Origin of the sequence: Stenotrophomonas sp. Br8, assembly GCF_014763005.1 — a bacterium.
Taxonomy (GTDB): domain Bacteria; phylum Pseudomonadota; class Gammaproteobacteria; order Xanthomonadales; family Xanthomonadaceae; genus Stenotrophomonas; species Stenotrophomonas lactitubi.
This window is the reverse complement of record NZ_JACGTN010000003.1, coordinates 404,397-427,596: the sequence shown is the minus strand read 5'-3', so window position 1 is coordinate 427,596 and position 23,200 is coordinate 404,397. Positions and strand designations below refer to the sequence as shown.

Below are 23,200 nucleotides of genomic sequence, written 5' to 3'. Positions count from 1 at the left end.
TGGACGATCCATCAAGCCACGTAGATGGTCTTGATGTTCATGAACTCATGGATGCCGTGGTCGGCCAGCTCGCGGCCGAAACCTGATTCCTTGCTGCCACCGAACGGCAACCGCGCGTCGCTCTTGACGATGGCGTTGACGAACGCCGCGCCGCATTCCATGCGCTGGGCGAAGGACTCACCGCGCACCGGGTCACGCGTCCACACGCTGCCGCCGAGGCCGAAGCGGGTGTCGTTGGCCACACGCAGTGCCTCGGCTTCATCCTTGACCCGGATCACGGCGGCGACCGGCCCGAACAGTTCTTCGTCATAGGCCGGCATGCCCGGCCCCACCTGGTCGAGCACGCTGGCCGGGTAGCCCGCATGCGAACCGGCGATCGGTTCGCCGCCGATCAGCACGCGCGCACCTTTGGCGACGCTGGCCTGCACCTGCTTGTGCAGTTCGTCGCGCAGGTCGGCACGGGCCATCGGCGCCAGCGTGGTGTCGCGCTCGTTCGGGTCGCCGTACTGGCGCTCGCCTGCGGCCTCGACGAAGCGCCGGGTGAATTCATCGGCCACCGCGTCCACCACGATGAACCGCTTGGCGGCAATGCAGGTCTGGCCACTGTTGTCGAAGCGCGACTTCACCGCGGCGGCCACCGCCTTGTCCAGGTCGGCATCATCGAGCACCACGAAGGCGTCGCTGCCGCCCAGCTCCATCACCGACTTCTTCAACTGGCTGCCAGCGTTGGATGCGATCGAGCGCCCTGCCCGCTCGCTGCCGGTCAGGGTCACGGCTTTCACCCGTGCATCGCGCAGCACCTCGGCGGCCTGGTCGTTGTCGATGTGCAGCACGTCGAACACGCCGTCAGGCAGGCCACCATCGCGGCATACGGCCAGGATCAGTTCGGCGCACTGCGGCACGTTGCTGGCGTGCTTGAGCAGCGCCACGTTGCCGGCCATGAACGCCGGAGCAAGGAAGCGGAACACCTGCCAGATCGGGAAATTCCACGGCATCACCGCGAACACGCAGCCGATCGGCTCATAGCGCACGTAGCTGCGCTGTGCCTCGGTATCGATCAGTTGCGGCTTCAGGTAGTCGGCAGCGTGGTCGGCATAGAACTCACAGGTGCTCGCGCACTTTTCCACCTCGGCCAGGGCTTCGGCCTTCAGCTTGCCCATTTCGCTGGTCATGGCCTGCTGCAGGTCGTCGCGGCGCGCACGCAGCTGGCCAGCGATCTGCTTGAGGATCGCCCCACGTTCCTGCAGCGAGCGCTCGGCCCAGCGCGGGAATGCATCGGCTGCCGCCTGCAGGCGCCGCTCGATGGCAGCGGCGTCCATCAGCTCATGGCGGTAGGTCACCTGGCCGGTGGCCGGGTTGATGATCTCGACGGTCATTGGGGGGTCTCCATCAGGTAGACCCCCATTGTGCGCCGGCCGCCGTGAGCCGGATGTTGCTGGCTCAGCCGTTGTCCTGGCGTGCCAGCTGCAGATCGCGCTGGCGTCGCTTCTCGGCACGCGCGTTGATGTACCAGCCGATCACCGCGGCAATCGACACCGCCGACACCAGCAGCGTGGCCAGCGCATTGATCTTCGGGCTGATGCCCATGCGCACCGAGGCGAACACCTTCATCGGCAGCGTGGTCGAGCCCGGCGTGGCGACGAAGCTGGCCACCACTACGTCATCCAGCGACAAGGTGAAGGCGAGCAGCCAGCCGGCCACCAGCGCCGGCGCGATGATCGGCAGGGTGATGCGGCCGAACACGGTCAGCCGGCTCGCGCCCAGGTCCATCGCCGCCTCTTCCAGCGACAGGTCCATCTCCTGCAGGCGCGAGGACACCACCACGGTGACGAAGCACAGGGTGAAGGTGACGTGGGCGATCCAGATGGTGGCAAGGCCACGCGCCGGGAAACCCGGAATCGCGCCCATCGAGGCCAGCAGTGCCATCAGCGAGAAGCCGAGGATCACGTCCGGCATCACCAGCGGCGCGGTCACCAGCGCACCGAAAAACGGCTTGCCGCGGAAGCGCTTGAAGCGGGTCATCACCATCGCCGCCAGCGTGCCGAGCACGGTGGCGGTACAGGCGGTCCAGAACGCGACCACCAGGCTGGTCCACATCGCATCCATCAGCGCGCGGTCGGCAAACAGATCGCTGTAAGCGCGGGTGGAGAACCCGGCCCAGACCATGGCCAACCGCGAGCTGTTGAACGAATAGAACATCAGCAGCAGGATCGGCAGGTACAGGAAGGCGAAGCCGAGCAGCAGCACGCCCAGCCCCAGGCCTTTGGCAGAACGCGGGCTCATGCCTGCTTCCCTTCCAGCAGTCGCTGCTGGGATCGGTTGAACAGCAGGATCGGCACCAGCAGCAACAGGATCATCGCCACTGCCATCGCTGAGGCGCCCGGCCAGTTGCGGTTGTTGAAGAACTCGTTCCACAGCTGGCGACCGACCATCAGCGTTTCCGAGCCACCGAGCATTTCCGGGATCACGAACTCGCCGATCGCCGGAATCATCACCAGCATGCAGCCGGCGATGATGCCCGCCTTCGACAGCGGCAGGGTGATGCGCAGGAACGCCTGCCACGGCTTGGCACCGAGATCGTAGGCCGCTTCCAGCAGGCGGTGGTCATGCTTGACCAGGTTGGCGTACAGCGGCAGCACCATGAACGGCAGATAGCAGTACACGATGCCGATATAGGCGGCGGTCGGGGTATCGATCAGCTGCAGCTTGGGCAGGCCCATGTTGGTCATCAGCGTCTGCAGGCCGGTGTACTGCAGGAACTGGTCGAGCAGGCCGTTGCGGTCCAGGATCGCCTTCCAGGCATAGACGCGGATCAGGAACGAAGTCCACGACGGCAGCACCACCAGCATCATCGCCACGTTGCGCGCGGCCGGCGACAGGCGGGCGATGGCATAGGCCATCGGATAGCCGATCAGCAGGGTGAGGAAGGTCGAGATCGCGGCGATCTTGATCGAGCTCAGGAACGCCTGCGCGTAGATCGAATCGCGGAACAGCGCCAGGTAGTTCTCGAGGTTGAGCTTCAGTGAAAGGCCGCCATCGACGTACTGCAGCAACCAGGTATACGGCGGCGAGCCGACCCGGCTGTGCGAGAAACTGATCATCAGCACGATCAGGAACGGCACGGCGAAGAACAGCAGCAGCCACAGGTACGGAATGCCGATGACCGTGGCACGCGTGCCCGGCAGCCAGCGCTTCAGGCCCGCCGTGCTCATGAGGTCAGCACCACGCCGTCGTTGTCACGCCAGTGCACCCACACCTCGTCGCCCCAGGTCAGGCCATCGCTGGCCCAGCGCTGCGAGTTGGCGAAGTTGGCCAGCACCTTGGCACCACTGGGCAGGCGCACGTGGTAGACCGAATGGCTGCCGAAGTAGGCGATGTCCTCGATCACGCCCTGCGCCTTGTTGGTGTGCCCTTCCGGCTCGTCCTTGCCGATCATCACCTTCTCCGGGCGCAGCGCGAACGCGACCGGCTGCCCTTCATAACAGGTGATGCCGTGGGCGATGTAGACCGGCGCCGGGAACAGCGGCGAGCGCACGGTCACGTATTCGGGCAGGTCCTCGTCGATCACGCCGTCGAACAGGTTCACCGAACCGATGAACTCGGCGACGAAGCGGTTGGCCGGCTGCTCGTAGACCTCGTCGGGCTTGCCGACCTGCTGGATCCAGCCGGCGTCCATCACCGCGATGCGCGTGGCCATGGTCATCGCCTCTTCCTGGTCGTGGGTGACCATCACGCAGGTCACGCCCGAGGATTCGATGATGCTGACCAGCTCCAGCTGCATCTGCGAGCGCAGCTTCTTGTCCAGCGCGCCCATCGGTTCGTCCAGCAGCAACAGCTTGGGCCCCTTGGCCAGCGACCGCGCCAGCGCCACGCGCTGCTGCTGGCCGCCGGACAACTGGTGCGGCTTGCGCTTGCCCAGGTGGCCCATCTGCACCAGGTCGAGCATCTCGCCCACCCGCTTGCCGATGGCCTCGCGGTCGAGCCCGTCCTGCTTCAGGCCGAAGGCGATGTTCTGCTCCACGGTCATATGCGGGAACAGGGCGTAGGACTGGAACATCATGTTGACCGGCCGCTGGTACGGCGGCAGTGCATCCATCCGCTGGCCATCGACGGTGATGCTGCCCTTGGTGGGCGTCTCGAAGCCACCGAGGCAGCGCAGCAGGGTCGATTTGCCGCTGCCCGAGCCGCCCAGCAGGGCGAATATCTCGCCCTTGCGGACATCCAGGTTGACGTCATCGACGGCGACGAAGCCATCGAATTCCTTGCGCAGATCACGAATGGAGAGATAGCCGGGCACACCGGTCGCTTCGACGACGGCGGCTTCCGGCTGGGCTTCAACGGGCATGGGGGCTCCGGGAGCGGGCGGTGGACAGCGGCCGCCATTCTAACGGCCGGGGGCCGCAAGTGCGTGCCGGCCGACGGGCGGCACCCACCGGGCCGGGGGGATCTGCAGATCTGGTGGGTGCCGACCGTTGGTCGGCCCTGCCGGGAAAGCGTGCCGACCAACGGTCGGCACCCACCTGCCAGCCGGCCCTTACCTGCCGGTCTTCACCTCGGTCCACAGCCGGGTGTAGAGCTTGTCGGTCTCCGGCGTGTTGATCGAATAGGTGAACATCTTCTCGGCCACGTCGGCCGGCGGGTAGATGGTCGGGTCGGTGCGGATCGCCTCGTCCACCAGCGGGGTCGCGGTCGGTACCGGATTGCCGTAGTGGATGAAGTTGGTGTTGGCCGCGGCCACCTTCGGTTCCAGCAGGTAGTTGATGAACGCGTAGGCCGCTTCCGGATGCTTGGCATCCTTCGGGATGGCCAGCATGTCGAACCACTGCGGCGCGCCTTCCTTGGGAATCGAATAGGCCACGTGCACGCCATTGCTGGCTTCGGCCGCACGGTCGCGGGCCTGGATGATGTCACCCGACCAGCCCACCACCAGGCAGGTGCCGCCGTTGGCCAGCGAGCCAACGTACTGCGAGGAGTGGAAGTTCTGCACGTACGGACGGATCGACTTCAGCAGGTCGGCCGCCTTCTGCAGGTCGGCCGGATCGCCGCTGTGCGGATCCAGGCCGAGGTAGTGCAGCGCGATCGGAATCATGTCCGCCGGCGTGTCCAGGATGGTCACGCCGCAGTCCTTCATCTTGCTGATGTTTTCCGGCTTGAACACCAGGTCCCAGCTGTTGGCGATGTCGGCGCTGCCACCGAAACGCTCCTTCAGCATGTCCACGTTGTAGCCGATGCCGGTAGTGCCGATCATGTACGGCACGCCGTACTGGTTGCCCGGATCCTGGGTGGCGATGCGCTTCATCACCGCCGGGTCGAGGTTGGCCAGGTTCGGGATCTTCGACTTGTCCAGCGGCAGGAACACACCGGCCTGGATCTGCCGGCCGAAGAAGTTCAGCGTCGGCACCACCACGTCGTAGCCGCTGTTGCCGGCCAGCAGCTTGGTCTCGACCATCTCGTCACTGTCGAACACATCGTAGGTGACCTTGATCCCGCTCTGCTTCTCGAAGTTCGGGATGGTGTCTTCGGCGATGTAGTCGCTGTAGTTGTAGACGTTCAGGACCTTGCTGTCCTGTCCGCCGCCGTTGCCGCCGCCACAGGCGGAAAGCATGGCGGAGGCCAGGCCGAGCGTGAGGATACGCAGCTTCATCGGGTGCTCCAGAATGCGGAAAGGGGGGCCGGCCGGGCCGGCGACGGGTGCCAGCCTACCCCCCGGCGACGGATTTTTCTATTCGCGGCCTTCACACGTTCAGCAGCAGGAACTCGCGCTCCCACGAACTGATCACACGGAAGAAGGTCTCGTATTCCTTGCGCTTGACCGAGATGTAGGCGCGGCAGAAGCGCTCGCCCAGCAATGCCTGCAGCTCGCTGCACTGCTCCAGCCCGTCCAGCGCTTCACCCAGCGAACGCGGCAGGTCGTAGCCCAGCTCCTTGGCGCTGCCGGTCACCGGTGCATCCGGCGCGAGGCGCTCGCGGATGCCGAGCAGGCCACAGGCCAGGGTTGCGGCCATCGCCAGGTAAGGGTTGGCATCGGAACCGGCGAAGCGGCTTTCCACCCGCATGTTTTCCGGCGTATCCAGCGGTACCCGCAGGCCACAGGTGCGATTGTCGAAGCCCCAGTGCACGTTGCTCGGCGAGACTTCGCCGAACACCAGGCGCCGGTAGGAATTCACGTTCGGCGCGAAGAACGCCATGGCCATCGGCACATACTTCTGCAGGCCGGCCAGGTAGTGGGCGAACAGCGGGCTGAAATCCTCACCGCCGTGCTCGCCGGTGAACACGTTCTGGCCATCACTGATCCGCAGCAGGCTCTGGTGGATGTGCATCGCACTACCCGGCTCGTTCTCCATCGGCTTGGCCAGGAAGGTGGCATACACCCCGTGGCGCATCGCCGACTCGCGCATGGTGCGCTTGAACAGGAACACCTGATCGGCCAGATCCATCGCATTGGCGTGGGTGAAGTTGACCTCCAGCTGCGCTGCGCCGGATTCGTGGATCAGCGTGTCCACGTCCAGCTTCATCGCATCGCAGTAGTCGTACATCAGATCGAGGATCGGGTCGAACTCGTTGACCGCGTCGATCGAGTACGACTGCCGCGCCGTTTCCGGGCGCCCCGAGCGGCCAGCCGGGGGCAGCAGCGGGAAATCCGGATCGGTGTTCTTCTGCACCAGGAAGAACTCCAGCTCGGGCGCAACCACCGGTCGCAGGCCGAGCTCGGTGTAGGCATCCAGCACCCGGCGCAGCACGTTGCGCGGGGCCAGTTCGTGCGGCTCGCCGTTCTTGGTGTAGCAGTCGTGGATGACCTGCGCGGTCGGATCGGTTGCCCACGGCACCATGCGCACGGTGTCCGGGTCGGGGCGCAGGATCATGTCCGAGTCCGACGGCGAAGTCAGGTCGTAGTAGTCGTCCGGGAATTCGCCGGTGACCGTGGTCGCGAAGATGCCCTCCGGCAAGCGTGTGCCGTAATCGTGCGAGAACTTGTCGGCGGGGATGATCTTGCCACGCGCATTGCCGGTGATGTCCGGAACCAGGCATTCGACCTCGGTGATGCGCCGCTCCTTCAGCCAGCGCAGCAGGCTGCTTTCCTGCGGTGGCGTGGGCGTAGCCGTCTTGCGCGGGCGCGTTCGCGAACTCATGGGGATTCCAGTCGATTCTGTTGGTGCTGCCGGCAAGCTTGGCCGAACGCACGGAAAATAGCGTGATAGAACGGCGTCTGCATGACCCGCCACTCCGGGTGCCACTGTACGCCGAGCACGAATCGATGGCGCTGGCTGCGTGCCGCTTCGACCAGGCCATCATCGGCCCGGGCCTCGATCTGCAGGCCTTCGGCCAACCTCGCAATGCCCTGCCCGTGCACCGAATTGACCTGTACCCGATCGCCGGCAGACCACTGTGCCAGCCAACCACCATCGGCCAGGGTGATCGCATGAGCGGGCCCATATTGGACCTGCACCGGCGCCTGCGGGTCTTCACGATGATCGGTCAGGCCAGGCACCGCATGCACCTGCGGATGAAGCGTGCCGCCGAGCGCCACATTCAATTCCTGGAAGCCGCGGCAGATCGCCAGCACCGGCAGATCCATCGCCAGCGCCTCGTGCAGCAGGGCGAACGCCGTGGCATCGCGGGCCGTGTCGTGCAGGTTGCCCTCCCAGGTGCGGCCCCCTTCGTAATGCTGCGGCTCGATGTTGCTGACCGCGCCGGTCAGCAGCAGGCCGTCCAGGCCCTGCAACCAGTCGCGTGCCGGCAGCGGCGGCTGCAGGCTCGGCAGCACCAGTGGCGTTGCCTGCGCAGCGTCAACCAAGGCACGCACATATTTTTCCCCGGCCACCGCGAAACGATGATGGCCGAGCACGGTGCTGTCGGTGGGCAGGCCCACCCAGGGCAGGCGGCGCATGGGAAGACTCCTTGGCGTGCAATCACGTTACCCGCCCGGCACTGGCAACGGCAAGCCGCTGCCCTCACACCACGGGCGCTCCGCTTGGGCCAAACTATCGGCGTGAAGCCCGACCGTCCTCCCCCGCTCCGACGCCCTTTCCCGCTTCTGCGAGGCCGCCGGTGAGCGCCGCCTTCCCGCCCAGCTGGTACGCCAGCAGCCTGCCCGAAACGCCCGCGTTGCCGCCACTGCGCGGTGAGCTGCAGGCCGATGTAGCGGTACTGGGCGCCGGCTATACCGGCCTCACCGCCGCACTGGAACTGGCCCTGCGCGGCCAGCGGGTGGTGCTGCTGGAGGCACAACGGATCGGCTGGGGAGCCTCTGGCCGCAATGGTGGCCAGGCGCTGGTGGGCTACGGGTGTGAAGTGGACGAGCTGGAACGCCAGCTCGGCCGGGACGATGCACGCCACCTGTTCGACTGGTCGCGTGACGCGGTACAGGCGATGCGCGCGCGCATCGACCGGCATGGCATCGATTGCCATTGGGTGCAGGGCCACGCCAGCGTCGCCATCCGCGCACGCCACGAGCAGGACCTGCGCGCCAACTGCGAGCATCTGCAGCAGCACTACGACTACCCGATGCAGTGGTGGCCGCGCGATACCCTGCGCATGCAGCTGGACAGCCCGCGCTACCGCGCGGCGATGTTCGACCCGCTCAGCGCGCACCTGCATCCGCTGGCCTACGCCCGTGGGCTGGCCGATGCCGCGCGCGCGGCCGGCGTGGTCATCCACGAACAGTCGCCGGTAACGCGCATTCAACGTGGTGCACACGCGGTGCTGCATACCGACCACGGCAGCGTGCGCGCGCCGCAGCTGGTGGTGGCCGGCAACGCCCTGCTGCAGGGGCTGGTGCCTGAGCTGGAACGCCGCATCATGCCGGTCGGAACGTATATCGGCGCCAGCGCGCCGCTGGGTGCCGAGCGCGCACAGGCCCTGATCGGCAACAACATGGCGGTCTCCGATACCGCCTGGGCGCTGGACTATTTCCGCCTCAGCCATGACCACCGCCTGTTGTTCGGCGGCCGTGCCAGCTATTCCGCGCTGCCCCCGCCCGGCCTGCACCGGGTGATGCAGCGGCGCATGCACCAGGTGTTCCCGCAGTTGGCCGACATTCCGCTGCAGCAGGTCTGGGGCGGTTACGTGGATATCACCCGCAACCGCGCCCCGCACTGGGGCAGGCTGGATGGAAATCTGTACTTCGCGCAGGGCTTCTCCGGCCACGGTGTGGCAGCGGCCGGGCTGGCCGGCGAGGTCATCGCCGCCGCGATTGCGGGCCAGAGCGAGCGTCTGGACGTGTTCCAGCGCCTGCAGCATGCGCCCTTCCCCGGCGGACGCCTGCTGCGCATGCCGCTGCTGGTAGCGGCCATGTCCTGGTACAAACTGCGGGATGCGCTGTGGTGAGTCATCGGGAAGCGAGCTGAATCTACCGCCCCCCGAAAACTGTGAAACTCGTCGCCGCAGGTAATCATGTGATGACTTTCCCACTTGTCGGGCAGACCACTGAGGCGATTGCATAATCGAACGTGTGTCGATACCGTCGGTAAGAACCGGGTCCCGCGGCGAATGGATGCTGACAGGGAACGTACTGTGAAGGGGTAGTGCGATTGAACTGGTGGAATGAAGGCCTGCAGTTGAAGTTGCGTATCCGCCCGGCGGGGCTGGTCCTTGCGCTGCTGTACGCCGTCGCATGCTGGGCGTCGCGCCAGTTGTCGCTCGACCAGTTCTATCTGCCTGCCGGCGTCCGCGTCGCTGCAGTGTTGTTGTTCCCCCCTCGCTGGTGGCCATATCTGCTGCTGGGCGAATATGCCTACTTTGCGCAGATGCGCGTGCCAATGATCGAGAAGTATGGGCTGGCCTGGATCGTGCTGGGTTCGGCACTGCTGATGCCTGCCGTGATGCTGATCGTGCATCTGCACCGGAAGATGATGCTGAACACGAAGAACGCGTGGCTGATTTCAGTCGCGGCGGCGTCGGCGCTGGTGGTCACGGCGCTCAATCTGGTGCTGGCACACCTTCTGTGGCCGACACCACCGGAGATGCCGGTACTTGCCAGCATCGCGCGCTTGGTCGTCGGCGACTTCATCGGCATTCTGACCCTTGCGCCACTCGCATTATTGTGGACACGACGGACCAGCAACGCCCGATGGACGTCGGGTTTCGCCCCGCCTGCACTCGCTGCTCTGACGCTGATGGCGATGATTGGCCTGTATGCCGCACAGCTGCCCCTGGACGAAGTCAACGCCAAGACGTCGATGCAGCTGCTGATGGCGCTGCCGGTCGTCGTGCTTACCTGCCTGTACGGCTGGCGAGGTGCGGCGATCGGCGTGCCCTCGCTCAACCTGATCATTGGCCTGACCACGCCCAGCCCCTACACGGGTGCGTTCGATCCAGCCGCCTTCGCAACCCAGCAGATCATGGCGGTCACCGGCGCTGCGCTGCTGGTGCTGGGCTCGCGCATCACCCACTACTACCACCGTTCGAGACTGGGCGAAGTGGGTGAAAAAGATGCGCTCAAGCATGCGCGTAATTCACTGGTGGCAAGCGAGCTTGATCTCCGCGAGCGCGCCCGGCACCTGAGGAAACTGGGGGACGGCATCGACACCTCGCTCAGCGAGGTGGTGAACTGGCTCAATGCTCAGGGCCATCCCACGATAGCGAACAGTCTCCTGCACATGGCTTCGGTCCATTCGCGACAGTTCCGGGAACAGACCAGCATGGTCTACCCCGCTGCGCTGGAACATCTTGGGCTCTATGTCGCCCTCCAGGCCGGCGGCGTACGTGAAACCTGGGACCTGAGCCATCGGGTGATGCGCCCTCGCCTGCTCGGCGATCCCTGTCAGCTCAGTGTCGGCCTGCAGCTGGCCGCCTATCGCGCCCTCACCGATGCCGTTTCGCTGTTGATCAACAGTGAATCAGGCCAGATCCGCATCCGCGTGCGTTGCGGCCAGGCAGGCGGACGCCGCGGCATCCTGATGACGGTCGCACTGCTGGATTCATATCGCAGCCTGGCACCGTCCACCGTCACCGCCACAGTGGAGCGCTTGGCTGGCCGGACGATTGCCTATGGCGGAACGGTGCAGTGCCATCGGAACCGGATACGGATGGCGATGGTGGAAACGGGTGATTCCGCTGCCCTCGGCCTGGCGTCGTTCAACCCAATGGATCACGTGACGGCCTTCGGGCAGGGAAACTCGCAGACCCAGACCTGACGGCCGGTATCCGCCGAGGGCCTCCCTTGCCGCATATCGCGCTTCGGCCACATCCATCGCGGCAAACGCAGCGGCGTGGGAGATCCCGACGCCGCTGCGTACTTCACCGTCTTTACGGTGTTTCAACCGACCAGATGACGTCGCCGCCACTGCGATAGCGCACCAGCGAGAAATCACTGCCGCTGTAGATCTGCGAGCGACTGGCACCTGCCGGAATCTGGATCTGCTGCTGGGGCAGCGAAACCCGGGCTGCGTTGTTGCCTGCCGGCAGCACCCAGTAGGTGCCTCCTGCATTGCCGATGATCAGCTGCACATTTCCGAGCAGGTCATTCACCTGCAGATAGGTGATGCCGTCACGCTGGAATCCATACAGCTGCCAGCTGGGGTCCTGGCTGAGATTGATCGCGGCCGGACTGGCCTGCCCCAATCCAGCCGTAGCCAACGGCTTTCCATGGAAATCCGACGGACCGCCCGCGATTGCCGGGGCCGCGGCAAGCATCAGAAATCCAGTAGCCGCACCAAAACATGAAAATCGCACAATGACCTCCAGGTCGAAGTTAACGTCGGGAACCTCCAGCAGATACTAACCGCTTCCTGTCCAATCAATTGGCCAAGCGACGGGCATGGACGTTTTCGTCCTAAAGTTACGCCCGAAACCGCCGCTATCCGTGCCAAGACTTTCCCACATGAGCCACCGCATCATGCCCGTCCTGTCGCAGGCCGCTCTGGATGGCGACCTGACCGATCCCCTGCCTCAGCGGATCCTGCTGGTGGAAAACTCGCGCGCGTTCACCGGCATGCTGCGCGAGGCAATCGAACAACGCCTGGAGCTGCCGGTGGTGGTGGCCAGCTCGCTGGCCGAGGCCGACCGGCTGCTCAGCACCGAGGACGGCTGGTTCCTGGTCCTGACCGGGCTGGTGCTGGCCGATGGTGACCGCGACGCGGTGGTCGAGTTCTTCCTCAAGCGCAACCTGCCCACCGTGGTGGTCAGCGGTGTGTATGACGAGGACCTGCGCAAGCGCGTGCTGCAGCAGCAGATCATCGACTACGTACTGAAGAACACCCCGGGCAGCATCGACTATCTGGTCTGGCTGGTGCAGCGCCTGGAGCGCAACCGGCGCATCGCCGCGCTGGTGGTGGACGACTCGCCGTCCGCGCGTGGCTATGCCGCCGCCCTGCTGCGCATGTACGGTCACGAGGTCTACGAAGCGGCCGATGGCAACGAAGGCCTGGCGGCGATCGAGGCCCACCCGGCGATCCGCCTGGCCGTGGTCGACCAGGAAATGCCGGGCATGCAGGGCGTGGAGTTCACCCGTCGCCTGCGCACCCTGCGTTCGCGCGACAAGGTGGCGGTGATCGGCATTTCCGGCAATACCGATGCGTCGCTGATCCCGCGTTTCCTGAAGAACGGCGCCAATGACTTCCTGCGCAAGCCCTTCTCGCGCGAAGAGTTCTTCTGCCGTGTGTCGCAGAACGTCGACCAGCTGGAGCTGATCGGCACGCTGCAGGACCTGGCCACCCGCGATTTCCTCACCGGCCTGCCCAACCGCCGCTGCTTCCTGGAACAGAGCCAGCGCCAGCTGCCGCAACTGCAGCTGCATGGCCAGTGCGTGGCGGTGGCGATGATCGACATCGACCATTTCAAACACATCAACGACACCCACGGCCACGAAGCCGGTGACGATGCGCTGCGTGCGGTAGCCCGTGCCGTCGGCGACCACGCGCGCAGCCAGGACCTGATCGCGCGCTTCGGCGGCGAGGAATTCTGCCTGCTGGTGCCGGACATGGAACAGGACGAAGCGCTGCTCTATTTCGAGGAGCTGCGCCAGCGCATCGCCGCGCTGGAAGTGGACATCGGCAGCGCCACCCTGCGCATGACGGTCAGCATCGGCCTGTGCTGCCTGCGGCCGCAGCGCGATGCCCTGCACCGGCTGATTTCCGAGGCCGATCGCCAGCTGTACCTGGCCAAGGCCGGCGGCCGCAACCGGGTCAGCTGCACCACGGTGGCCAGCCCGTTGCGTCCGCGCGAGGCTGCGCTGTCCTGACCGGCATGCTTTGATCCAGATCAACGCCGCCTGCGGGCGGCGCCTCTACAGTCGGCCCCGACATCAGCATGAAGGGGAGCCGGGGATGGCACTACTGGTCTGGCAGGACGATCTGAACATCGGCATCGATGTGATCGATCAACAACACCGCCGCATCATCGAGATGCTCAACCACCTGCACGTGGCGCAGACCAGCCTGCAGCGCGCGGCGGTAGGCGAAGTGATCGACGAGGTGGTGGACTACACCATGTCGCACTTCGCATTCGAAGAAGAGCTGATGGAGGAAGCGGGCTATCCGTTCTGCGCCGCGCACAAACGTGTGCATGAGGTCTTCATCAAGCGGGTATCGGAATACCGCATGCGCTTCCAGGCCGGCGAGGACATCAGTGACGAGCTGCGCACCATGCTCTCGCGCTGGCTGTTCAACCACATCCGCGGCGACGACCAGGCCTATGCCGAACAGGTCAAGCAGCACCTGAACCAGTTTGCCCGCGAACACCAGAGCGGCGGCTGGCTGGGCCGCACGCTCAAGCGCTTCTTCGGCTGATCAGTGCTGGCGGCGCTGCAGTGCCAGCAGCGCACACAACGTGACCACCGCGGTCAGGCACAGGTAGTAGCCGACCGCGACCAGCCCGTATCGCTCGGCCAGCCAGGTCGCCAGGTACGGCGCCGGCGCTGCACCAAGAATGCCCGCCAGGTTGAACGACAGCGAGGCGCCGGTGTAGCGCACCTCCACCGGGTAGATCTCGGCCAGGAAGGTGCCGCAGGGGCCGTAGGTCAGCCCCATCAGGAACAGGCCCAGGCACAGGAACGTCAGCACCAGCCACGGGCTGCCGGGCTGGAACAACGGTGCGAACAGCACGCCGAAGCCGATGATCAGCAGACTGGCGATGGCCATCGTGCGGCGTGTCCCCCAGCGGTCGCCGTAACGTGCCGACAGCGGGATGCCGGCGGCGAAGAACAGCATCGCCACCATCTGCATCAGCAGGAACTGTTCGCGGCTGTATCCCAGCACGGCGGTGCCGTGGCCGAGGCTGAACACTGTCATCAGGTAGAACAGCACGAAGGTGGCGAATGCACCCAGCGTGCCCAGCAGCATCGGCAGCGGATGGTCGCGCAGCACCGTCCACATCGGCAGGCGCACCGGCGCCTTGCGCTCCAGCGCGCGTTTGAAATCCGGCGTCTCATGGATGTTCAGGCGCACCCACAGGCCCAGGCCGACCAGCAGTGCGCTGGCCACGAACGGAATGCGCCAGCCCCATTGCAGGAAATCGTCCTGGCCCAGGCAGCGACCGAGCAGCAGGAAGATGCCCGCTGACAGCAGGAAGCCGATCGGTGCACCCAACTGCGGGAACATGCCGTACCAGGCGCGTTTGCCCGGCGGTGCGTTTTCGGTGGCCAGCAGCACCGCCCCACCCCACTCGCCTCCCAGGCCCAGACCCTGGCCGAAGCGGCACAGGGCCAGCAGCGCCGGCGCCCACAGGCCGATCTGCGCATGGGTCGGCAGCAGGCCGATGGCGACCGTGGACAGGCCCATGGTCAGCAATGCAGCCACCAGTGTGGCCTTGCGGCCGATACGGTCACCGAAGTGGCCGAACACCGCTGAGCCGACCGGGCGCGCGATGAAGGCCACCGCGAAGGTCGCCAGCGACTGCAGCAATGCGGCCTGGTCACTGCTTTCCGGGAAGAACAGGTGCGGGAACACCAGCACCGCGGCGGTGGCGTAGATGTAGAAGTCGAAGAACTCGATGGTGGTACCGATCAGGCTGGCCAGCAGGACACGGCGGGGAGAATTCACGGGTGGCGCGGCAGCGGTGATCGTCGACATCGGCAAGGCGGGTAACGGCGGATCGACCGATTCTGCCACGCTTGGCGGTCCCCCCGGGGCAATGGTTTCAGGCGACACCGACGCCAACGAATTCTTTCTGCGTGGATGAATCCCACCATGCCGCCTCTACAGTAGATCCACGCCATGCGTGGATGAATCTGCCCGGCGCCAACCAAGGTTGGCGTCTACCAAAGGCAGCCGGGCGCGGCGCGGCGCGGCGCTACAACTGGATCCAGGTGGCCTTCATCTCGCTGTACTTGTCGAAGGCATGCAACGATTTGTCGCGGCCGTTGCCGGACTGCTTGTAGCCACCGAATGGCGCCGTCATGTCACCGCCGTCCCAGCCGTTCACCCACACGCTGCCCGCACGCAGCTGGCGCGCCACGCGATGGGCGCGACCGAGATCCCGCGTCCACAGGCCGGCAGCCAGCCCGTAGCGACTGTCGTTGGCCACGCGCACGGCCTCGGCTTCGTCATCGAAGCCAAGCACGGCCAGCACCGGGCCGAACACTTCCTCGCGGGCCAGCGCCTGCTCCGGCCGCACCTGATCGAACACCGTCGGCTGCACATAGCAACCGCCCGCGTCCACCTCGGCACGCTGGCCGCCCAGCAGCAGGCGTGCGCCATCGGCTTCGGCCCGGGCGATGTCAGCCAGCACCTTGTCCACGTGCGCGGCATCCACCAGCGCCCCCATCGGTGCATCTGCCTCCAGCGGATGGCGGGGCTGCATGCGCTGGCCGTAGGCGATCACCTGGTGCACGAAGTCATCGCGGATCGAACGCTGCACCAGCAACCGCGAACCGGCCGTGCAGACCTCACCCTGGTTGAAGAAGATGCCCTGCGCCACGCCCTTGGCCGCCGCATCCAGGTCCGGCGCATCGGCGAACACCACGTGCGGGCTCTTGCCACCACATTCCAGCCAGACCCGCTTGAGGTTGGAACGGCCGGCGTACTCCAGCAGCTTCGCGCCGGTCGCGGTGGAGCCGGTGAAGGCCAGCACGTCCACGTCCATGTGCAGGGCCAGCGGCTCACCCACGCGTGAACCGTGGCCCGGCAGCACGTTCAGCACGCCCTCGGGCAAACCCGCTTCGGCCGCCAGTGCGGCCAACCGCAACGCACTCAGCGGCGAGCGCTCAGAGGGTTTGAGCACCACCGAGTTGCCCATCGCCAATGCCGGCGCGATCTTCCAGCAGGCCATCAACAGCGGAAAATTCCACGGCACGATGGCCGCCACCACGCCTGCGGCCTCGCGTGTCACCAGGCCCAGCTCGTGCGGCCCGGTGGGCGCGATTTCACCATACAGCTTGTCCACCGCTTCGGCGGTCCAGGTCAGGCAGCGCACCACACCAGGCAGGTCGATGCGACGCGCATCGCGGATCGGTTTGCCCATGTCCAGCGTTTCCAGCAGGGCCAGTTCATCGGCATGCGTCTCCACCAGCGTTGCCAGTGCCAGCAGCACGCGCTTGCGATGGGCAGGGCTGGCCTGCGACCAGTGGCCTGCCTCGAACGCGCGGCGCGCCGAGGCCACCGCACGGTCCACGTCCTGCGCATCACAGTCGGCCACCGCGCCCAGTACGCACCCGTCGATCGGGCTGATGCAATCAAAGCGCGCGCCGCTGGCGGCATCCATGTAACGGCCATCGATGAACGCTTGGCCGGGAATCGCCACGCGGCGGGACAGGGCCTGCCAGTGGCTGCGGTCGGGGAAGTGGGTCATGGGGTCCTCCGCGTATCGACTGTCCGCCGTTATACCGACGCGGCCGCTACCGGGCCGTGACGTGTACATCCCGGTGGCGCCACGCCATGCCTGCCGACAGATCCGTGACGCGGCTGCGCTAGAGTCACAACCATCGGACCCGATGGAGCCGGCATGAAAACCCCTGCAAGCGACCTGCACGACCTGGCCACCCAGCGCCCCGATTCACTGGACGCGTACTGGATGCCGTTCACTGCCAACCGCCAGTACAAGGGCGCGCCGCGCATGCTGGTACGCGCCGAGGGCATGCACTACGAGGACATGGATGGACGCGCCATCCTTGATGGCACGGCGGGCCTGTGGTGCTGCAATGCAGGGCACGCGCGCCGGCGCATCGTCGACGCGATCGCCGAGCAGGCCGCCACGCTCGATTACTCGCCCGCCTTCCAGATGGGTTCGCCGCCGGCCTTCGCCCTGGCGCAGCGACTGGCGGCGCTGGCCCCGGCCGGGCTCAACCACGTGTTCTTCACCAGCTCGGGCTCGGAGGCGGTGGATTCGGCGATGAAGATCGTGCTGGCCCATCACCGCCTGCGCGGCGAAGGCCAGCGCACGCGTTTCATCAGCCGCGAGAAGGCCTACCACGGGGTCGGCTTCGGCGGCATGGCCTTGGGCGGGCTGCCCAACAACCGCCGCCAGTTCGGTCTGCAGCTGGGCGGCGTGGACTATCTGCGGCACACCCTGGACCTGTCACGCAATGCCTTCAGCAAGGGCCTGCCGCGCCAGGGCGCCGAACTGGCCGATGATCTGGAACGGCTGATCGCCCTGCACGATCCCTCCACCATTGCCGCCGTGTTCGTCGAGCCCATCGCCGGTTCGGCCGGTGTGATCCTGCCGGCACCGGGGTATCTGCAGCGCCTGCGCGAGATCTGCGACCAGCACGGCATCCTGCTGGTGTTCGATGAAGTCATCACCGGTTTCGGCCGGGTCGGCATGGCATTCGCCGCACAGCGTTTCGGGGTCACCCCGGACCTGCTGACCTTTGCCAAGGGCGCCAGCAACGGCGCGGTGCCGCTGGGTGGCGTACTGGTCGGCGACAGCGTGCATGCGAGCTTCATGCAGGGTCCGCCACAGGCCATCGAGCTGTTCCATGGCTATACCTATTCGGGCCACCCCTTGGCCTGCGCGGCGGCGCTGGCCACGCTGGACGTCTACGCCGAGGAACGCCTGTTCGAGCGTGCGATCGAACTGGGCGAGTACTGGCAGGAGCGCCTGCATGCCCTGCAGGGGCTGCCGAACGTGATCGACATCCGCAACTTCGGCCTGGTAGGTGCGGTGGAGCTGGCGCCGCGCAAGGACGCACCCGGCAGCCGTGGCTACGAGGTGTTCCGCCGCTGCTTCCACGACGGGCGGCTGCTGGTGCGCTGTACCGGCGACATCATCGCGTTGTCACCGCCGCTGATCGTGGACAAGGCACAGATCGACCAGATCACCGGCACCCTGGGCGAGATGATCCGGGCCACTGCCTGAGGCCGGGACGGTGGTGGCGAGCGGGTACAATGGGCGGTTCCGCTCCTGCCCGTTGCCGTGCCCATGAACATCGTCGTCAAAGAAGAACTCAAGGCCTACATCGACCCGCTCACCGCGGACGAACACGAGGCGCTGGAGCGCAGCATCCTCGCCGAAGGCTGCCGCGATGCGCTGGTGCTGTGGGGCGAGGTGCTGGTGGATGGACACAACCGCTTCGGCATCTGCCAGAAGCATGACCTGCCGTTCAACACCGTGCAGAACACCCGCTTCCAGAGCATGGAAGACGTGCACCTGTGGATGATCGAGCAGCATCTGGGCCGGCGCAGCGTCTCCGATTTCCAGCGCGGCGTATTGGCCCTGCGCAAGCGCGACATCCTGTCCGCCCGCAAGCAGGTCGAGCAGGCGCAGCTGCAGCGCGAAAGTGATGGCACCGCCGAACCTGCCGACGAGGCCGGCGAGGACAGCCCACCGTGGGAGCCGGCGCCGAAGATCAGCCGTGCCGAACTGGCCCGCGAAGCCAAGCTGAGCACCAGCCAGGTCGGCATGATCGAGCGCATCCACGCCCAGGCCGCCGCCGAGGTGGTGGAAGCGGTGAAGGCCGGCATGATCTCGATCAGCGCCGCTGCTGCCGTGGCTGACCTGCCGGAAGAAGAGCAGCGCGCCGCTGCCGCCGGTGGCAAGGATGAGCTGAAGCAGGCTGCAAAGCGTGTGCGTGAATCCAAGCGCAAGCCGCGCGCGCCGAAACCGGAAACGGAGTCGCCGGAAATGGACTTCGAAGAAGCCAACGAGGATGAGATCGCCAGCCGCGATGCCGAGGTACTGGCTGCGCTGGAGCAGCTGGGCGAGGATGCCCCGGCGCTGCGCCGTCGCGTGGTGAACCTTACCCGCGAGAACGACACCCTGCGCGCGCAGCTGGCCCACCTGCGAAAGCAGCTGGAAGCGCTGTAACCGATCGCGTCACGCCGCTGTAGAGCCGAGCCCATGCTCGGCTGCCTTGCGCGCGGCAAAGAGCAGCCGAGCATGGGCTCGGCTCTACAGGTAGGCGTCACCGGCCTGCGGGTAGACTTCAGGCATGACGTCTGCCATCGATCCGCGCCGCGCTCAGTTGCGGCGCCTCAAAGCCCTCGCCCTTGGCCTGTTGCTGTTTATGCTGGCCGGCTTCGCGGTCAGCCACTGGCAGGGTGAGCGCGGTATCTGGGCCTGGGTCTCGGCCTTCTGCGAGGCTGCCGCGGTCGGCGCACTCGCGGACTGGTTCGCGGTGGTCGCCCTGTTCCGGCGGCCGATGGGCCTGCCGATTCCGCATACGGCAATCATTCCGCGCAGCAAGGAACGCATCGGCGACAGCCTGGCCCTGTTCGTGCGCGACCAGTTCCTGGAACCGACGGTGCTGCTGGCCAAGCTGCAGGTGTTCGACCCGGCCAGCCGCCTCGGCAGCTGGCTGGCCGATCCTGTGCGGTCACGGATGCTGGCCGACATGGCCCGTGGCTGGGCGCTGCAGGCGCTGGACTTCTTCGATGAAGCCGCGGTGCGGCGGCAGCTGCACAGCTTCGTGGTGCAGCAGCTGCGGCAGTGGAATGCCGCGGCCACCGCCGGCGAACTGCTGGGCCTGCTGACCGCCGATGGCCGCCACCAGCGGGTGCTGGACGAAGGCCTGCAACGGTTGGGGCGTTGGCTGGAACAGCCGGAAGTGAAGGAACGCGCTTCGCAGCTGATCGTGCGCTACATCCAGCGCGAATGGCCGACGCTGTCGAGCACGGTGAACTGGATCAAGCCGATCGATGAGATCGGCGACAACCTTGCCGAACGCCTGGCACGGGCGGTGCTGGAAGAACTGCAGCAGGTGCTGGCCGAGCCACAGCATCCGCTGCGCCAGGATTACGAGCAGTGGCTGGGCAACTACGTGCAGCGCCTGCGCGAAGACCCGGCACTGGCCGAGCGCATCGAGCAGCTCAAGCAGGAAATGATCGACCACCCTGCCCTGCAGGAGTACGTACAGGGCCTGTGGTCGCGCATCCAGGCCAGCCTGCGCGGCGATCTGCAGCGCGAGGATTCGGCACTGGTCGGCCATCTGCAGCGCAGCCTGGCCTCGCTGGGCGACAGCCTGCAATCGGACCCGGCGTTGCGCGAGGCGTTGAACCAGCACCTGCTGGAAGGCGCACAGCGCCTCACCGGGCGCCTGCGCGAGGGTGTCACCACCCATATCGCACAGACCGTGAAAAGCTGGGACGAACGCCACCTGGTCGAGCAGCTGGAGCTGAGCGTGGGCCGCGACCTGCAGTTCATCCGCTTCAACGGTACGTTGGTGGGCGGCCTGATCGGCCTGCTGCTGCATGCGGCGACTGTTCTGTTCCGCTTCTAGGCTGAGATTCCGGAGCCCTGGCCAGTAGATCCACGCCATGCGTGGATGACCGAGGCTGTCACGCTTGCTTAACGAAATGCGAATGCCTATCATTTACTGATCGGTTGTACGCTTAGCCAAGCGGGGCACGGAAGCACGCGCCCACCCGCCCCTTCGCCCGTGTACATCCCCCGACCACTGGGTCGCCTGCCTACCGCAGGTGGCGCACCGTCGATGGGAATCACGCTGGGCGACGTGCGCGGAGCGCATGGCTGCCATGGGTGCGTTTGCCATCGCCTGTTTTTTGTCCTGCATGGAATCGCACCGATGGCATCGCTCCTGACTACTCCCCGTCCAACCCTGCTGGCCCTGGCCGTGACCGCACTGTTGACCACACCGTTGGCACACGCTGAGGAAGGTTCTGCCGACCCCTCTGCGCGCACCCTGGACACCGTCCAGGTAACCGCCGATGGCGACATTGCCGACAGCTACACGGTCAAGCGGGCCAGCACCGCAACCAAGCTCGGCCTGTCGCTGCGCCACACGCCGCAGTCGATGACCGTGGTGACCCGGCAGCGGCTGGACGACATGGGCCTGTTCTCCCTGTCCGATGTGATGGGCCAGGTCACCGGCGTAGCGGTGTCGGTCACCGACAGCGAACGCATCAACTACGTCTCGCGCGGGTACAACATCACCAATTTCCAGGTCGATGGCATGCTCAACACCTTCGGTGGCTACATCAAGACCAACACCGACAGCGTGATCTACGACCGCATCGAAGTAGTGCGTGGTGCCACCGGCCTGACCACCGGTGCCGGTGATCCATCGGGCACCATCAACTTCGTCCGCAAGCGCCCCACCGATACGTTCCAGATGAGCGCCAACCTGACGCTCGGCCGCTGGGGCAACCAGCGCCTGGAAGCCGACCTCGGCGGCCCCATCGCCCTGGATGGCCGCATCCGCGCCCGCGTGGTCGCCGCCAAGCAGCAGAGCGATTCGTTCCGCGATGTGTACAAGCTGGACAAGGACGTCTTCTACGGCATCGTGCAGGCCGACATCACCGACACCACCCTGCTGGAAGCCGGCTACGAGTACCAGTCGCCGCGCACCACCGGCGTGACCTGGGGCGTGGTGCCGTACTGGGGCGCCGATGGCAAGCCGGCCAACCTGCCGCGCTCGACCAACCTGTCGGCGCGCTGGAGCAGCTGGCCGATCGTCGAAAAGAGCGCGTTCGCCCGCCTCGAACAGCAGCTGGGCCAAGGCTGGGCCGCGAAATTCGCCTACACGCGCTCCAAGCGCGAGACCGACGGCGCGGTCTGGTATGGGGCGTCCGGTTACCCGCATGCCGATGGCAGCGGCATCTCTGCCTTCGTCGGCAGCTTCGGTGAAAACGGCGACATGCAGGTGTTCGACTTCAACGTCGGCGGTCCGTTCCAGTTGTTCGGCCGCGAACACGAACTGGTGTTCGGCTTCGGCCAGTCGGTGCGCAAGGGTGAAGTGCCTGCGAGTGAAACCGCCGCTTACCCTGCCAGCTACGAGCGCGTGCCGGACTGGCGCAGCTGGAACGGCGACGTCGCGCCGCTGCAGGTCACCCGCCTGGGCTATCTCGCATCGGAAGATGAACTGCGCCAGCGTGCCGCCTACCTGGCCGCGCGCCTGCAGCTGGCCGAGCCGCTGACCGCCGTGCTCGGCGCCCGTTACGGCAGCTGGGAAACGCGCAACTGGACCTACACCCATGACGCCGCCGGCCGCCTGACCGGCACCCGCCGCGGCGGCTACAAGCCGGACGACTCACTCACGCCGTACGCTGGCTTCATCTACGACTTCAACCGTTACTTCAGCGGCTACGTCAGCTACACCGACATCTTCCAGCCGCAGAATTACCGCGACAAGGCCAACAACTACCTCGAACCGGTCGTCGGTGACATGTGGGAAGCCGGGCTCAAGGCCGAGTTCTTCGATGGCCTGCTCAACACCTCGGTCGCGGTGTTCAAGGGCGAGAAGGACAACGTCGCCGAGCTCGATGATTCGGTGCCGGAGAACTCGTTGCCCGGTGGCATCAGCGCTTACCGCTCCACCGGCAAGGGCAACAAGGTAAAGGGCTGGGAAATCGAAGCACAGGGCAGCCTGGGCGAGCACTGGAACCTGTCGACCGGGTTCACCCATACCGTCAGCCGCAATGCGCTGGGCGTTCGCCAGAACACCACCGTTCCGGTCGATCTGTTCCGCCTCAACGCCAGCTGGCGCCCGGGTGGTGCCGAAGGCCGCTTCTGGATCGGTGGCGGCGCGACCTGGCAGAGCGGCATCTGGAGCCTGAGCAACAAGCCGCGCGAGGACTTCCTGGTCAGCGGCAAGCGCGACCGCGTGGCGATCGAACAGGGTGACATCTACCTGCTCAACCTGTCGGCCGGCTATCGCTTCAACGAGAACTTCACCGCCCAGGTGAACGTGAACAACCTGCTGGACAAGAAGTACTACAACCGCGTCGGTTTCTACGACGGCGTGTACTGGGGCGAACCGCGCAACGTGATGATGACGCTGCGCTGGAAGCTCTGACGATCTGATGGATGGCGCCGGTTCTGCGACCGGCCCCGGCCACGGATGGCCAACCCCGGCGCGCTTCGGTGCGCC

Annotated in this window: 18 protein-coding genes; 8 read left to right on the top strand and 10 right to left on the bottom strand. The window is 66.1% G+C overall.

Features of this window, described 5'->3' with window-relative positions; translation table 11 throughout:
- Positions 1-11 precede the first annotated feature (11 nt).
- The 7 genes from H3005_RS03260 to H3005_RS03230 all read right to left on the bottom strand — a co-directional run bounded on the left by H3005_RS03260 (position 12) and on the right by H3005_RS03230 (position 7,888).
- Positions 12-1,376 (bottom strand): NAD-dependent succinate-semialdehyde dehydrogenase, encoded by a 1,365-nt coding sequence (locus H3005_RS03260; RefSeq protein ID WP_191077575.1) that lies wholly within the window; start codon positions 1,374-1,376, stop codon positions 12-14.
- A gap of 64 nt (positions 1,377-1,440) precedes the next feature.
- Positions 1,441-2,283 carry an ABC transporter permease subunit gene (locus H3005_RS03255; RefSeq protein ID WP_100464457.1) on the bottom strand — a complete coding sequence of 281 codons (843 nt, stop codon included), beginning with the start codon at positions 2,281-2,283 and terminating at the stop codon, positions 1,441-1,443.
- On the bottom strand, positions 2,280-3,212 hold the full coding sequence (locus H3005_RS03250) for an ABC transporter permease subunit (protein WP_089239977.1): 933 nt from the start codon (positions 3,210-3,212) through the stop codon (positions 2,280-2,282). Before H3005_RS03250 ends, H3005_RS03255 begins: the two co-directional genes overlap by 4 nt.
- The gene (gene potA, locus H3005_RS03245) at positions 3,209-4,345 is read right to left on the bottom strand and encodes a polyamine ABC transporter ATP-binding protein (RefSeq protein ID WP_191077574.1); all 1,137 of its coding nucleotides are present in this window, start codon (positions 4,343-4,345) and stop codon (positions 3,209-3,211) included. Before potA ends, H3005_RS03250 begins: the two co-directional genes overlap by 4 nt.
- A 189-nt stretch (positions 4,346-4,534) precedes the next feature.
- Complete coding sequence (locus H3005_RS03240) at positions 4,535-5,644, bottom strand: polyamine ABC transporter substrate-binding protein (protein ID WP_100552063.1); 1,110 nt, start codon at positions 5,642-5,644, stop codon at positions 4,535-4,537.
- Positions 5,645-5,735: 91 nt separating this feature from the next.
- Entirely contained in the window at positions 5,736-7,130 is a 1,395-nt protein-coding gene (locus tag H3005_RS03235; protein WP_089239973.1) for a glutamine synthetase family protein, read from the bottom strand.
- Positions 7,127-7,888: a gamma-glutamyl-gamma-aminobutyrate hydrolase family protein gene (locus tag H3005_RS03230; protein WP_191077573.1), complete on the bottom strand. Its 762-nt coding sequence runs from the start codon at positions 7,886-7,888 to the stop codon at positions 7,127-7,129. Before H3005_RS03230 ends, H3005_RS03235 begins: the two co-directional genes overlap by 4 nt.
- A 200-nt stretch (positions 7,889-8,088) precedes the next feature.
- Between H3005_RS03230 and H3005_RS03225 the strand changes: the two genes are divergently transcribed.
- Positions 8,089-9,327, top strand: a complete 1,239-nt coding sequence (locus tag H3005_RS03225) for an FAD-binding oxidoreductase (RefSeq protein WP_223880043.1) — start codon at positions 8,089-8,091, stop codon at positions 9,325-9,327.
- A 197-nt stretch (positions 9,328-9,524) separates the two neighbouring features.
- Positions 9,525-11,135 carry an MASE1 domain-containing protein gene (locus H3005_RS03220; protein WP_243381702.1) on the top strand — a complete coding sequence of 537 codons (1,611 nt, stop codon included), beginning with the start codon at positions 9,525-9,527 and terminating at the stop codon, positions 11,133-11,135.
- 112 nt (positions 11,136-11,247) lie between these two features.
- Here H3005_RS03220 and H3005_RS03215 read toward each other — a convergent pair whose 3' ends face one another.
- Complete coding sequence (locus H3005_RS03215; protein ID WP_223880014.1) at positions 11,248-11,634, bottom strand: hypothetical protein; 387 nt, start codon at positions 11,632-11,634, stop codon at positions 11,248-11,250.
- Between the two features lie 202 nt (positions 11,635-11,836).
- Here H3005_RS03215 and H3005_RS03210 point away from each other — a divergent pair, with 202 nt between their 5' ends.
- Both H3005_RS03210 and H3005_RS03205 read left to right on the top strand, forming a co-directional pair.
- Positions 11,837-13,180 carry a diguanylate cyclase gene (locus H3005_RS03210; protein WP_089239961.1) on the top strand — a complete coding sequence of 448 codons (1,344 nt, stop codon included), beginning with the start codon at positions 11,837-11,839 and terminating at the stop codon, positions 13,178-13,180.
- 85 nt (positions 13,181-13,265) lie between these two features.
- Positions 13,266-13,727 (top strand): bacteriohemerythrin, encoded by a 462-nt coding sequence (locus H3005_RS03205; protein WP_025875341.1) that lies wholly within the window; start codon positions 13,266-13,268, stop codon positions 13,725-13,727.
- Here H3005_RS03205 and H3005_RS03200 read toward each other — a convergent pair whose 3' ends face one another.
- Entirely contained in the window at positions 13,728-15,008 is a 1,281-nt protein-coding gene (locus H3005_RS03200) for an MFS transporter (protein WP_100552058.1), read from the bottom strand. It abuts the gene before it with no gap.
- A 220-nt stretch (positions 15,009-15,228) separates the two neighbouring features.
- Positions 15,229-16,725 (bottom strand): aldehyde dehydrogenase, encoded by a 1,497-nt coding sequence (locus H3005_RS03195; protein WP_191077572.1) that lies wholly within the window; start codon positions 16,723-16,725, stop codon positions 15,229-15,231.
- Between the two features lie 153 nt (positions 16,726-16,878).
- On the opposite strand from H3005_RS03195, the gene H3005_RS03190 reads away from it, so the two are divergent.
- The 4 genes from H3005_RS03190 (at position 16,879) to H3005_RS03175 (ending at position 23,125) form a co-directional block, all read left to right on the top strand.
- Positions 16,879-18,231 (top strand): aspartate aminotransferase family protein, encoded by a 1,353-nt coding sequence (locus tag H3005_RS03190; protein ID WP_191077571.1) that lies wholly within the window; start codon positions 16,879-16,881, stop codon positions 18,229-18,231.
- Positions 18,232-18,294: 63 nt separating this feature from the next.
- On the top strand, positions 18,295-19,179 hold the full coding sequence (locus tag H3005_RS03185) for a plasmid replication/partition related protein (RefSeq protein ID WP_089239953.1): 885 nt from the start codon (positions 18,295-18,297) through the stop codon (positions 19,177-19,179).
- 124 nt (positions 19,180-19,303) lie between these two features.
- Entirely contained in the window at positions 19,304-20,590 is a 1,287-nt protein-coding gene (locus H3005_RS03180) for a DUF445 family protein (protein ID WP_191077570.1), read from the top strand.
- A gap of 306 nt (positions 20,591-20,896) precedes the next feature.
- Positions 20,897-23,125 (top strand): TonB-dependent siderophore receptor, encoded by a 2,229-nt coding sequence (locus tag H3005_RS03175; RefSeq protein WP_191077569.1) that lies wholly within the window; start codon positions 20,897-20,899, stop codon positions 23,123-23,125.
- Positions 23,126-23,200 lie beyond the last annotated feature (75 nt).

Excerpts from the sequence above, each read along its gene's own strand:
- H3005_RS03260 (WP_191077575.1), bottom strand. The coding sequence starts at position 1,376 with ATGACCGTCGAGATCATCAACCCGGCCACCGGCCAGGTGACCTACCGC.
- H3005_RS03255 (WP_100464457.1), bottom strand. The coding sequence starts at position 2,283 with ATGAGCCCGCGTTCTGCCAAAGGCCTGGGGCTGGGCGTGCTGCTGCTC.
- H3005_RS03250 (WP_089239977.1), bottom strand. The coding sequence starts at position 3,212 with ATGAGCACGGCGGGCCTGAAGCGCTGGCTGCCGGGCACGCGTGCCACG.
- potA (WP_191077574.1), bottom strand. The coding sequence starts at position 4,345 with ATGCCCGTTGAAGCCCAGCCGGAAGCCGCCGTCGTCGAAGCGACCGGT.
- H3005_RS03240 (WP_100552063.1), bottom strand. The coding sequence starts at position 5,644 with ATGAAGCTGCGTATCCTCACGCTCGGCCTGGCCTCCGCCATGCTTTCC.
- H3005_RS03235 (WP_089239973.1), bottom strand. The coding sequence starts at position 7,130 with ATGAGTTCGCGAACGCGCCCGCGCAAGACGGCTACGCCCACGCCACCG.
- H3005_RS03230 (WP_191077573.1), bottom strand. The coding sequence starts at position 7,888 with ATGCGCCGCCTGCCCTGGGTGGGCCTGCCCACCGACAGCACCGTGCTC.
- H3005_RS03215 (WP_223880014.1), bottom strand. The coding sequence starts at position 11,634 with ATGCTTGCCGCGGCCCCGGCAATCGCGGGCGGTCCGTCGGATTTCCAT.
- H3005_RS03210 (WP_089239961.1), top strand. The coding sequence starts at position 11,837 with ATGCCCGTCCTGTCGCAGGCCGCTCTGGATGGCGACCTGACCGATCCC.
- H3005_RS03205 (WP_025875341.1), top strand. The coding sequence starts at position 13,266 with ATGGCACTACTGGTCTGGCAGGACGATCTGAACATCGGCATCGATGTG.
- H3005_RS03200 (WP_100552058.1), bottom strand. The coding sequence starts at position 15,008 with ATGTCGACGATCACCGCTGCCGCGCCACCCGTGAATTCTCCCCGCCGT.
- H3005_RS03195 (WP_191077572.1), bottom strand. The coding sequence starts at position 16,725 with ATGACCCACTTCCCCGACCGCAGCCACTGGCAGGCCCTGTCCCGCCGC.
- H3005_RS03190 (WP_191077571.1), top strand. The coding sequence starts at position 16,879 with ATGAAAACCCCTGCAAGCGACCTGCACGACCTGGCCACCCAGCGCCCC.
- H3005_RS03185 (WP_089239953.1), top strand. The coding sequence starts at position 18,295 with ATGAACATCGTCGTCAAAGAAGAACTCAAGGCCTACATCGACCCGCTC.
- H3005_RS03180 (WP_191077570.1), top strand. The coding sequence starts at position 19,304 with ATGACGTCTGCCATCGATCCGCGCCGCGCTCAGTTGCGGCGCCTCAAA.
- H3005_RS03175 (WP_191077569.1), top strand. The coding sequence starts at position 20,897 with ATGGCATCGCTCCTGACTACTCCCCGTCCAACCCTGCTGGCCCTGGCC.